Source organism: Nonomuraea sp. NPDC003560 (genome assembly GCF_042878785.1).
Classification (GTDB): domain Bacteria; phylum Actinomycetota; class Actinomycetes; order Streptosporangiales; family Streptosporangiaceae; genus Nonomuraea.
On the sequence record NZ_JBIAOF010000011.1, the window covers coordinates 163,179 to 174,778 of the forward strand.

At 73.1% G+C, this 11,600-nt stretch carries 9 protein-coding genes and 1 pseudogene; 5 read left to right on the forward strand and 5 right to left on the reverse strand.

What is annotated here, in order from left to right; genetic code table 11:
* The first annotated feature begins 21 nt into the window (after nucleotides 1-21).
* Together ACFYUV_RS36315 and ACFYUV_RS36320 are read left to right on the forward strand one after the other, a co-directional pair.
* Nucleotides 22-255 carry a DUF4287 domain-containing protein gene (locus ACFYUV_RS36315; RefSeq protein WP_352323556.1) on the forward strand — a complete coding sequence of 78 codons (234 nt, stop codon included), beginning with the start codon at nucleotides 22-24 and terminating at the stop codon, nucleotides 253-255.
* A gap of 56 nt (nucleotides 256-311) precedes the next feature.
* Nucleotides 312-719, forward strand: a complete 408-nt coding sequence (locus tag ACFYUV_RS36320; protein ID WP_352352999.1) for a PPOX class F420-dependent oxidoreductase — start codon at nucleotides 312-314, stop codon at nucleotides 717-719.
* Between the two features lie 63 nt (nucleotides 720-782).
* On the opposite strand, the gene ACFYUV_RS36325 is transcribed toward ACFYUV_RS36320, so the two are convergent.
* The 3 genes from ACFYUV_RS36325 to ACFYUV_RS36335 form a co-directional block, all read right to left on the reverse strand.
* A complete protein-coding gene (locus ACFYUV_RS36325) occupies nucleotides 783-2,000 on the reverse strand; it encodes an acetyl-CoA C-acetyltransferase (RefSeq protein WP_387677001.1) in 1,218 nt (405 codons plus the stop codon).
* Nucleotides 2,001-2,074: 74 nt separating this feature from the next.
* Nucleotides 2,075-3,403, reverse strand: coding sequence for a PQQ-binding-like beta-propeller repeat protein (locus ACFYUV_RS36330; protein WP_387677004.1), 1,329 nt, complete (start codon nucleotides 3,401-3,403; stop codon nucleotides 2,075-2,077).
* A 146-nt stretch (nucleotides 3,404-3,549) separates the two neighbouring features.
* The gene (locus ACFYUV_RS36335) at nucleotides 3,550-4,533 is read right to left on the reverse strand and encodes an SGNH/GDSL hydrolase family protein (protein ID WP_352323552.1); all 984 of its coding nucleotides are present in this window, start codon (nucleotides 4,531-4,533) and stop codon (nucleotides 3,550-3,552) included.
* Nucleotides 4,534-4,659: 126 nt separating this feature from the next.
* On the opposite strand from ACFYUV_RS36335, the gene ACFYUV_RS36340 reads away from it, so the two are divergent.
* Nucleotides 4,660-6,030: a cystathionine beta-synthase gene (locus ACFYUV_RS36340; RefSeq protein WP_352323551.1), complete on the forward strand. Its 1,371-nt coding sequence runs from the start codon at nucleotides 4,660-4,662 to the stop codon at nucleotides 6,028-6,030.
* Here the strand turns inward: ACFYUV_RS36340 and ACFYUV_RS36345 are convergent, their stop codons facing one another.
* Nucleotides 6,031-6,879, reverse strand: coding sequence for an NAD(P)-dependent oxidoreductase (locus ACFYUV_RS36345; RefSeq protein WP_387677008.1), 849 nt, complete (start codon nucleotides 6,877-6,879; stop codon nucleotides 6,031-6,033).
* A gap of 72 nt (nucleotides 6,880-6,951) precedes the next feature.
* Between ACFYUV_RS36345 and ACFYUV_RS36350 the strand changes: the two genes are divergently transcribed.
* On the forward strand, nucleotides 6,952-10,143 hold the full coding sequence (locus ACFYUV_RS36350) for a BTAD domain-containing putative transcriptional regulator (RefSeq protein ID WP_387677011.1): 3,192 nt from the start codon (nucleotides 6,952-6,954) through the stop codon (nucleotides 10,141-10,143).
* 285 nt (nucleotides 10,144-10,428) lie between these two features.
* Here the strand turns inward: ACFYUV_RS36350 and ACFYUV_RS36355 are convergent.
* Nucleotides 10,429-11,091, reverse strand: a pseudogene (locus ACFYUV_RS36355) (histidine kinase dimerization/phosphoacceptor domain-containing protein); the annotation flags it as partial.
* Between the two features lie 192 nt (nucleotides 11,092-11,283).
* Here ACFYUV_RS36355 and ACFYUV_RS36360 point away from each other — a divergent pair.
* On the forward strand, nucleotides 11,284-11,484 hold the full coding sequence (locus ACFYUV_RS36360; protein ID WP_387677014.1) for a hypothetical protein: 201 nt from the start codon (nucleotides 11,284-11,286) through the stop codon (nucleotides 11,482-11,484).
* Nucleotides 11,485-11,600 lie beyond the last annotated feature (116 nt).

Genomic DNA, 11,600 nt, shown 5'->3' on the forward strand with positions numbered 1-11,600 from the left:
CCTTAATCCGCGGAGGTGCCCATGTCCTTGAACCACTCACCGGAGACGCAGACGAAGCTCATCGCAAGGGTCCCCACGATAACGGGACGCGAACTCCCCGAGTGGTTCCAAGCCATCGACAACGGCCCATCCTTCCTGAGGTGCGACGAGCGGGCCAACTGGCTCGCCGACGAGCACGGGCTGACCCACGGCTACGCCGCCGCGATCGTGCTGGAGCACGAGCGGCACCGCCGTACCCGAATGGGCTTGATGTAGAGCCCTTCCCCATCCCCGCGCCCGTGCTCCGAGCACGGGCGCGGCATCATGAACACATGGATCTGGACAAGGCGCTCGGCTTCATCGAGACCCACCACCACGCAGTCCTGCTCACCAGCCGTCGCGGAGGGCACCCGCAGATGTCGCCGGTGCTGGCGGGCGTGGCCGGCGGGCACATCGTCATCAGCACCCGCGAGACGGCGATGAAGGTGCACAACATCCGCCGGGATCCCCGCGTCTCGCTCTGCGTGCTCGCCGACGGCTTCTTCGGCGAGTGGCTCCAGGTCGACGGCACGGCCGAGATCGTCTCGCTGCCGGAGGCGATGGACCAGCTCGTCGCCTACTACCGGGACATCTCCGGCGAGCACCCAGACTGGGACGCCTACCGCGAGGCCATGGTCAGCGAGCGGCGCGTCATCGTCCGCGTCACCCCGCTCCAGGCCGGCCCCGACCGCCAGGGCTGACCTCCGGGACGCGAACGGCCCCGCGCGGCCGGGAGGGCCGGGCACGGGGCCGCCGAGCACGATCTAGGACAGGCGCTCCAGCACCATCGCCATGCCCTGGCCGCCGCCCACGCACATCGTCTCAAGGCCGAGGCTCTTGTCGTGGTGGCGCAGGCTGTTGATCAGTGTCGAGGTGATGCGCGCCCCGGTCATGCCGAACGGGTGCCCGACGGCGATGGCGCCACCGTTGACGTTGAGCCGGTCGAGCTCGATCCCGAGGTCCTGGTACGACGGGATCACCTGCGCCGCGAACGCCTCGTTGATCTCCACGAGGTCGATGTCCTCGATCGCCATCCCGGCCCGGGACAGCGCCTGCTTGGACGCCTCCACCGGCCCGAGGCCCATGATCTCGGGCGACAGCCCGCTGACGCCGGTGCTGACGATCCGGGCCAGCGGCGTGATGCCCAGCTCGGCCGCCTTGACGTCGCTCATGATGACCAGGGCCGCCGCGCCGTCGTTGAGCGGGCAGCAGTTGCCCGCGGTGACCGTGCCGTCGGGGCGGAAGACCGGCTTGAGCCCGGCCACCCCCTCGTACGTGGTGCCGGCCCGGGGGCCGTCGTCCTTGCTGACCACGGTGCCGTCGGGGAGCGTGACGGGGGTGATGTCCTTCTGCCAGAACCCGTCGGCCAGCGCCTTCTCGGCCAGGTTCTGGGAGCGCACGCCGAACTCGTCCTGCTCGCGGCGGCTGACGCCCTTGAGCTGGGCCAGGTTCTCGGCGGTCTGTCCCATGGCGATGTAGATGTCGGGGACGGCGCCGTCCTGGCGGGGGTCGTGCCAGGTGCGGCCGCCCTCGGCCGCCTGCTTGGTGCGGGCCGTCGCGTCGAGGAAGAGCGGGTTGTGGGTGTCGGGCAGCGAGTCGGAGTTGCCCTTGGCGAAGCGCGAGACGGTCTCGACGCCGGCCGAGACGAACACGTCGCCCTCGCCCGCCTTGATCGCGTGGAAGGCCATCCGCGTCGTCTGCAGCGAGGAGGAGCAGTAGCGCGTGACGGTCGTGCCCGGCACGGTGTCGAGCCCGAGCAGCACCGCCACCACCCGGGCCATGTTGAAGCCCTGCTCACCGCCCGGCAGGCCACAGCCGAGCATGATGTCGTCGATCGTGTTCGGGTCGAGCTGGGGCACCTTGGCCAGCGCCGCCTGGATCATCTGTACGGTCAGATCGTCGGGACGGATGTCCTTGAGCGACCCCTTGAAGGCTCGTCCGATCGGGGAACGCGCGGTTGCGACGATGACTGCCTCGGGCATGGCCCCTCCTTGTGTCCGGCGGTGATATTAGAACTATATTCCAGTCCTCCTCGCAAGCACCCCGGGGCCCCGCGTCAGCCGTACATGCCGGGGGCGGTGGCGGTGTGGTCGTTGACGGCGTGCACGGCGCCCTTCTCGTCGCGCCACAGGCGCCAGCCGTCCTGGCTGCCGGTGAACCAGGGCGGCGGGGCGTTCACGGGGGAGACGCGGGTGCCGGTGCCCAGGTCGTACTCGCAGACGGCGGCCGTGGAGTAGAAGCCGGGGGCCTGGCCGCGCAGCGGCAGCGGCTTGGGATCGGTGACGCAGAAGGACCAGCCCCGCTCCTCGCCCACCTGCGCGGGCTTGCCCGAGACCAGGTCGAAGGCGCTGCCCTTGGCGTCGTGCTTGAGGAAGCCCAGTTTGTCCATGCGGTCGGGGAAGGCCAGCCACCAGCCCGAGCCGGGGACGTCGGAGGCGGTGATCTGGCCGACCACCCGGCCGGTCTCGGAGTCGAGCCTGGCGAAACCGCCGTAGGCGCCCTGGCGGTCGACCGGGCGGACGACGGGCGCGTAGCCGGGGCTGCCGCTGGGATAGACGCGTACGACCGAGGGACGCATCCAGTTGACCGTGCCGTCGCTGATCCTGATGGAGAACAGCCCGAAGGTGGAGACCTTCTTCGTCTGGGGGTTGGTGTAGGGGGCGACGTAGCCGACCAGGTTGTCGCCGGTCGAGCCGAACGCCCACCCGCCCGACAGGTCGATGCCGGGCCCGAGCGCCTGCTCGATCGGCTGCTGCCACTGCAGCTTGCCGGTCTTGACGTCGTAGGACTCGATCATGGGGTTGGCGGCCATCCGCAGCAGCAGGACCCGGGCCGGGTCGGACCACTCGACCTCGGAGATGCCGGGCAGCCGCCACATCACCCGGCCGGTCGCCGGGTCGAGCACGACCATCCGGGCGTGGGTCAGGGCGGTGTGCTCCGACACGCACACGTAGGGGCCGCAGCGCTGCGGCCCGAACGTGGAGTGCATGGGCCTGGCCCACTTCTGCGCCCCGGAACGGGCGTCGCGGGCGATGAGGGTGGCGTTCCAGCGGCCCTTCTTCGCCGGATCGAGGGCCACGACCACCCCCTGGCCCTTGGCCGTCTCCACGACCGCGGGGGCGGAGACGCCCATGCCGGGCAGGCGGCCCGCCATGGTGGCCGGGTGCGCCCACAGGCGCCGGCCGTCTTCGAGGCCGAGCGCCACCGTCTCCAGCGTGCCGTCGGGCTTCATGGAGGTGGTGGTGACCACACCGGCCGCGGACACGATCCGGCTGACCGCGTTGACCTGGGTGTTCTGCCAGGAGGGGAAGTTCGCCGTGGCGGCGTCGCTGCCGGAGCAGGCGGTCAGGGCGAGGGTCCCCGCGAGGGCCAGGGAAGGTTTCATGAGGGGCCGGAGCACAGGCAATTCACTCCAAAAGAGGACGAGGAGTGACGGCTACGGCTCGGAGGGTGACCGGATCAGGCGACGGCGAACCCCCGGCGCGCACGATCACGCGTCGGTGGGATCGTCGAGCCGCCCGCCGGGCGCGCTCACGCGTCGGTAGGCGTCTCGCCGAGCCGCCGGCGGAACAGCGTGGCCCACTTGCCGTGGAGCCCCGTGGCCCGCCCGTCGACCCGGGTCGCGGTGACCTCGGTGCCGGGCTCCTCCGCGGCCGTTGCCGCCGCAAGGTAGATCGGTTGCAGTCCTTCGCCCCGCGCGGGCCGCGGCTCAGGCCACAGCCCCAACGCAGCGCACACCGACGGTAGCACCGCGTAAGCGGCCTGCGCGTAACCTCGGTCAGATGGATGGAATCGATCCGGTCCGAACATTTCTGTCGGATTTGTATCGAATTCCGGCCCCAGGACGTCGGCGAACGCCACCGTACGGCCGCCCGCGTCGACCACGGCGACGGTCTGGGCCGCCGCGAGCTGACGGCTCCACCGCCGGGTCACCCAGCGCAGCGGCTGGGCGATGGGCCGCACCGTGCCGAGGTCGGGACAGGTGCCGACGACCACCTCGACGCCCGCCTCGCGCAGCCGCCGCACCGCCTTGGCCAGATGGCGCACCGCCACGGCCGGCGGCGTCTGGGTGATGATGTCGTTGGCCCCCACGAAGATGACCGCCACGTCCGGGCGCATGGCGAGGGCGGCGTCCACCTGCTCGGGCAGCTCGGCGGAGGGGGCGCCCGACTTGCCCGCCACGAGCAGGTGCACCGGCCGCTCGGCCACCGCCGCCACGCCGTTGGCCAGCAGGACGGCCGGGGTGTGGCTGGGGTCGGTCATGCCCAGGCCCACCGAGGTGGAATCGCCGAGCATGGCCATCTTGAGGGGCTTGCCGCGGAAATCGCCGTAGACGCCGTCGGAGGGCGGTCCGTCCAGACCGTGGGGGCGGCCGATGGCCTTGCGCGCGAGCAGTCCCTCGGCGATCAACAGGCCGTACGCCGTGGCTCCCAGAGCCGTGAGCCCGCCACCTCCGAGCGCCGCCGCCATCGCGATCCGCCTGGCCGCGCGTGCCATGCCTGCTGCCCAGACCACGTAGTGCCCTCCCGGTCGAACTCGGCGGTAGCGTTTGCTTGAAAACTAGCCGAGGGCCTGCCACCCCCACTGGATCTCGGCCTCGGGCAAGCTGATCAAGCTTCGGCAAAGAAGGTGAACACCTCGGTGCGCGTTTACGATTCCCTGGTCGATCTCATGGGGAACACTCCGCTCGTCCGCCTGCACAAGGTCACGGCGGGGATCTCCGCCCAGGTGCTGGCCAAGGTCGAATATTTCAATCCGGGCGGCTCGGTCAAGGACCGCATCGCGCTGCGCATGATCGAGGCCGCCGAGGCCTCCGGCGCGCTGCGGCCGGGCGGCGTCATCGTCGAGCCGACGTCCGGCAACACCGGAGTGGGCCTGGCCATCGTGGCCCAGCAGAAGGGCTACCGGTGCCTGTTCGTGGTGCCCGACAAGGTGGCCCAGGACAAGATCGCGGTGCTGCGCGCGTACGGTGCCGAGGTCGTGGTCTGCCCCACCGCCGTCTCGCCCGACCACCCGGAGTCCTACTACTCGGTCTCCGACCGGCTGGCCCGCGAGATCCCCAACGCCTGGAAGCCCGACCAGTACTCCAACGTCAACAACCCCGACTCCCACTACCACTCGACCGGTCCCGAGCTGTGGGAGCAGACCGACGGCCGCATCACGCACTTCGTGGCGGGCATCGGCACCGGCGGCACGATCAGCGGCACCGGCCGCTACCTCAGGGAGGTCTCCGACGGCCGGGTGAAGATCATCGGAGCCGACCCCGAGGGCTCGGTGTACTCCGGCGGCTCGGGCCGTCCCTACCTGGTGGAGGGCGTGGGCGAGGACATCTGGCCGGCCACGTACGACACCGGGATCTGCGACGAGATCATCGCGGTGTCCGACAAGGACTCCTTCAACATGACCCGCCGCCTGGCCCGCGAGGAGGGGCTGCTGGTCGGCGGCTCGTGCGGCATGGCCGTGGTGGCGGCGCTGCAGGTGGCGGCCAAGGCGGGCCCCGACGACGTGGTGGTCGTGCTGCTGCCCGACGGCGGCCGCGGCTACCTGTCGAAGATCTTCAACGACGACTGGATGGCCGACTACGGCTTCCTGACCACCAGCTCGGACGAGGGCCTGGTCGGCGACGTGCTGGCGCGCAAGGGGCCGGGCCTGCCGGAGTTCGTGCACGCCCACCCGCACGAGTCGGTCGGCACGGCCATCTCGATCATGCGCGAGTACTCGGTGTCCCAGCTTCCGGTCATGAAGGAGGAGCCGCCGGTCATGGCGGCCGAAGTGGTCGGCTCCATCGTCGAGCGCGACCTCCTGGAGGCCCTCTACCACGGCAGGCTCGCCTCCGACGACCCGATCTCCGACCACATGTCGGCGCCGCTACCCACGATCGGCAGCGGTGAACCCGTCGCGCGCGCGGTCGAGGCGCTGGAGAAGGCCGACGCGGCCGTCGTCCTGGAGGACGGCAAGCCCGCCGGGCTGCTCACCCGGCAGGACCTGCTCGCCTTCCTCGCCAACCACTGATCAGGGCTTCCTTATCGATTCGATCACGGTGCCGAGGCCCTCGTGCCCGCGTCCCTCGGCGTCGGCGCGCTCGAACAGCTCCTTCAGCGCGTTCGGCACCGTGGTCTCCACACCGGCCTCGGCCAGCGCGTGCACGACGTGGCCGAGGCCCACGGCCTGCATGTGCAGCGAGTTCAGCTCGCCGGGGTAGGCCCCGGCGGCGAACTCCTCGGCCAGGATCTTCGCGAACCCCATCACGCCGTCGCCGCCGAGCTGGGTGAAGGTCTCCCGCACGTACGGCAGGAACTCCAGCGGGGAGACCCCGGCCGTGCTCAGCATCGCCATGGCGTGCATCTGGCTGGTCAGGCTCGACCAGAAGATCAGCAGCAGCGACTGGTAGTACATCATCGCCAGGCCCTCGTCCGCGCCGACGTGGACGACGTCGCCGAGAGCCCTGAGCGTGGCCGTGTGCCGGTCGAGCACGTCCTTGGGGCCGCTGTAGAAGGAGTACGCCCCCGGCTGACCGATGCCGGGGGGCGGGACCATGATCCCGGCGGTGATGAGCGTGCCGCCGCGTCCGGCCACCCAGCGGGCCGCCGCGCGCAGCTCCTCCGGGGTGCCCGAGCTGAGGTTGACCAGCACCTTCCCGTCGAGCCCGGCCTCGCCGAGGCTGTCGTACATCGCCTGGTAGCCGATCTGGCTGAACACCAGCAGATCGCCGTCCGCGGCCGAGGCCGCGCGCCGGGCTCCCCGGGCGACCAGCGGTTCGGTCTTGCTCGCCGTACGGTTCCACACGGCCACGTCGAAACCCGCGCCGAGGAACGTCTCGGCCATCTTCGACCCCATCGGGCCGAGTCCTGCAACTGTCACCTGAGTCATGACAGGGAGCCTGCGGCACCGCCCTACGGAAATCCTTATGACCGGCTACGGGTTAGTCTCTGCATGGTGCGATTCGGGGTGCTCGGCCCGCTGACCGTCCGGACGGACGGCGGCGAGGAGATCCACGTCGCCGAGCCCAAGGTCCGCGCGCTCCTCGCCGCCCTGCTGGCGGCCGGTGGCGGCCCGGTCTCCGCCGACCGGCTGATCGACGAGCTGTGGGGCGACCGGCCCGGCCGTAACCCGCTCGGCACCCTCCAGGCCCGCGTCTCCCAGCTCCGCCGCGCGCTCGGCGACCCGGCCATGGTCGTCCACGGCCCGGCCGGCTACCGGCTGGCCGCCCACGACTGCGACGCCGTCCGGTTCCGCGCGCTCGTGGGCCGCCGCGGCGCCGCCCCGCGTGAGCGCGCCCGCGAGCTCGACCAGGCGCTCGCCCTGTGGCGGGGCGCGGCCTACGCCGACTTCGCCGACGAGGGGTTCGCCCGTCCCGAGATCACCCTGCTGACCGAGCTGCGCCTGTCGGCCCTGGAGGAGCAGGCCGAGGTGCGCCTCGCGCTCGGCCACGACGTCGACCTCGCCGACCTGGTCGCCCGGCACCCCCTGCGCGAGCGGCTGCGCGCCTCGCACATGAAGGCCCTGTACCGGGGCGGCCGGCAGAGCGAGGCGCTGGCGGTCTACGAGGAGCTGCGCGTCAGGCTGGCCGAGGAGCTGGGGCTCGACCCCTCGCCCGAGCTGGCCGCGCTGCACCGGGCGATCCTGCGCCACGACCCCTCGCTGGCCGCCCCGCCGCCCGCCGCCGACCCCGGGCCGCTCACCAACCTGCCCGCGCCGCTCACCCCGCTGGTCGGCCGGGACGCCGACCTCGCCGAGGTCGCCGCCCTGCTGGCGGACTCGCGGCTGGTGACCCTGACCGGGCCGGGCGGCGTGGGCAAGACCCGTCTCGCCCTCGCCGCCGCCCGCCGCCTGGCCTTCCCCGAGGGGTCCGCCGAGCCGCGGCGGGGCGGGTTCGCCGACGGGGTGTGGCTGGTGGAGCTGGCCGGGGCCGGGGGCGCCGACGTGGCCGAGGCGGTGGCGGCCGTGCTGGGCGTGCGCGACGACGACTCCGTGCCGCTGGCGTCCAGGCTGGCCGGGGTGCTGGCGGGCCGGAGCGCGCTGCTGGTCCTGGACAACTGCGAGCACCTGGTCGAGCAGGTCGCCGGGCTCGTCTCGGCGCTGCTGCGGGCCGCGCCCGGCCTGCGCGTGCTGGCCACCAGCCAGGAGCCTTTGGGCGTGTCCGGCGAACGGGTCCGGGTCGTCCACCCGCTGGCCGAGGCCGACGCCGTGCGGCTCTTCGCGGCCCGCGCGGACGTCGAGCCCGGCCCTGCCGTGGCCGTCATCTGCCGGCGGCTCGACGGCATCCCGCTGGCCCTGGAGCTGGCGGCGACGCGGGTGCGGGCGCTCGGCGTACAGGAGCTGGCCGCCCGCCTGGACGACCGGTTCAGGCTGCTCAGCGCCGGGATGCGGGATGCCCCGGCCCGGCAGCGCACGCTGCGGGCCACCATCGACTGGAGCTGGGAGCTGCTGTCGGACGAGGAACGCGCGGTGCTGCGGCGGCTGGCCGCGCACGCCGACGGCTGCACCCTGGAGGCCGCCGAGGCGGTCTGCGCCGAGCCCGGCGTGGACGTGCTCGACGTGCTGGCCAGGCTCGTGGACCGGTCGCTGGTCGCCGTGGCGCCCGGTCCCCTGGGACCCCGCTACCGGCTGCTGGAGTCGGTGACCGCCTACTGCCTCGAACGGCTGCGCGAGGCCGGTGAGCACGACCTGCTGCGGGAGCGGCACGCCCGCTACTACACCGACCTGGCCGCCCGCGCCGAGCTGCGCGGCCCGCGCCAGCACGAATGGCTGGACCGGCTGGACGCCGAGAGCGCCAACCTGCGGCTGGCCTTGTCGGGGCCGGAGCCCCTGCGCCTGGCCAACGCGCTCGCCTGGTACTGGATCCTGCGCGGCAGGCTGCGCGAGGCCCGCAGGTCGATCGAGGCGGCGCTGGCGGCGGGCGGCGAGGACGGCGCCGCCGCCCTGGCCTCGGTGTGGCTGGCCGGCATCGGGCTGCTGCTCGGCGAGCCCACCCCGCCGGTACGCCGCGCCGCGCTCGACCGTGCGGGCGCCGCGCTGGCCGACTGGTTCCTCAGCTTCGTCCGCTGGGCGTACGGCGACCACGCGGCGCACCGGGACGCGGTGGGACGGGCGCTGGCGGCGTACGAGGAGCTGGGGGACCGGTGGGGGGTGGCGGCGGCGCTGTGCCTGCGGGCCAAGCTCGCGGTGGGCCGCGGCGACCTCGCGGCGATGGAACGCGACGGCGAGCGCGGCCTGGCCCTCTTCCGCGAGCTGGGGGACGAATGGGGGCAGGTCGAGGCCATGGACGTCCTCGACCGGCTGGCCGAGATCCGCGGCGACTACGAGCGGGCGGCCCGGCTGCGGCACGAGGCGCTGCGGCTGGCCGAGGGGCTGGGGTTCGACGTGTCGTTCAAGCTGGCCTCGCTCGGCCGGCTCGCGCTGCTCACGGGCGACTACGAGCGGTCCGATGACTACCACGGGCGGGCCAGGCGGCTGGCGGTGGCGCAGTCGTACCGGTCGGCGGAGGAGAACGCGCTGCTCGGCCTGGCCATGAGCGCCCGCAGGCAGGGGCGGTACGAGGAGGCGGAGTCGTACCTGCTGTCCGCGCTCGACTGGCTGCGGCAGGTGCGGGGGACGCCCGGGACGGCGTTCGTCATGGCCGAGTGGGGGTTCGTGGCCGAGCAGCGCGGCGACGCCGGGACGGCGCTGGCGCGCCAGCGCGAGGGGTACGCGAACGCCCGCGCGACGGGCGACCCGCGGGCCGTGGCACTGGCCCTGGAGGGGCTGGCGGGCGCGTTGTCGATCGCGGGCCGCGAGCACCTGGCGGAGGCGGCGCGGAAGCTGGGACGGGCCGCGGCGCTCCGGCGGGCCGTCGGCGCGCCCCTTCCCGCCGGCGAACGCCATGACGTGGACCGGATCACCGCCCGCCTGCGCGCCGCAATGGGCGAGCCGCAGTTCGCCGCGTCCTTCGCGGCGGGGGAGCGCGATCCCGGCGAGGTCGCGGTCGGACGGTCGGCCGGGTCAGGGGAGCGGGAACTCGGCGATCACTTCCCAGGGGCCCTCGGGGGACGGGCCCGCGTAGAGCCTGCCGCCCAGAGCCTCCACCCGCTCGGCCATGCCGACCAGCCCGAACCCGCCGCCCAGCCGGGACACCCGCGGGTCTGACGCGACCGAGCCGAAGTTCCGCACCCGCAGCACGACCACCCGCTCGTACCGCCGCAGGTCGGCCTCCACCCACGCGGTCCGGGTGGCGTGCTTGCGCACGTTGGTGAGCGACTCCAGCAGGACCCGGTGCAGCGTCGTCATCACCTCGGGCGGCAGCGTCCGGTCGTCGATGCCCGACCCGATCTCGAACGCCACCTTCGGCCCCTCGACCGAGAACCGCTCGGTCAGCAGCCGCAGGTCGGCCAGCGTCGTGCCGGGCCTGCGGTCGGCCTCGTCCTCGGTGCGCAGGACGGTGACCATGCGCCGCATCGAGGTCAGCGCCTCCGAACCGGCCGAGGCGATCGCGTCGAGCGCGGGCAGCACGGCCTCGGGCTTGTGCTCGGCGACCGTACGCGCGGCCTGGGCCTGGACGACGATGCCGGTGATGTGGTGGGCGACCAGGTCGTGCAGCTCCCTGGCCAGTTCGAGACGTTCGGCCCGGCGTACGGAGTGCACCGCCTCGGTCCGGCGCTCCTGCTGGAACCGCAGGTAGCCGCCGATGCCCGCGGCCGTCGACCACCCCGCGAACAGCAGGAACGCGAACGCCAGCCCCGCCGTGGGGTAGTCGCGCCTGGCCGACTCGGCCATCAGCACGCCCAGCCCCACGAGCGACAGCACCGCCGCCCGCCGTACCGGCTCCACGTGCCGCAGCACGCCGATGAGGAGGATCAGCAGCGACCCCGTCTCGGCCATGCCGGGCGCGCCCAGCGCGCCGACCGACCCGATGACCACCGACGCGGCGAAGGACAGCCCCAGCAGCGCGCAGAAGCCCTCAAGCCGGTGGCGGCGGCGCAGGACGACCGCCGCGATCCCGGCCGCGCCGCAGAACGGCACGAACCACTGCAGTCCCCCGGTGCTGACGGCGATGGCCAGGTCGAGCATCAGCATCAGGCCGAGCCAGCCGAGCATCGCGATCTCGCTCAGCCGCCGGACCCAGTACAAGATGCCTTTCGAATCCCCCACGTCACGAGAGTAGGCCGGAAGTCGGACAACTCGTATCAACCGATCGGCCGACCCGGTCGCCGCCGGACCAGCCCTTCAGCGGAGGCGGCGGTGACGGCCCCTCGGCGATGCTGGAACACGTCGGAAGGGGGACAGGACATGGTGGTCATCGGGTTCGTTCTGCTGGGGTTGGGACTGGTCGTCACGGCGCTGCTCGCGCTGGCCGACCCCGTGCTGCTCTCGCGCATCAACGGTGAGGAGGCGGAGGGCGCCAGCGGCCGCCACATCGATGTGGAGGTCGTCCGGCTCAGCGCCCCGGCCGTGCCGGCCGCGACGGCCCGCGAGCCCCGGGCGGCCTGAGCCTTCGAGAACGTGGCCCGCGCGGGCATGGCCGCGCGGGTCCGGGCGGGCGCCGTCGGGGGACGGGCCCCGCCACCGGCCCGCGATCCGCTGGGGAACGGATCGCGGGCCGCTTT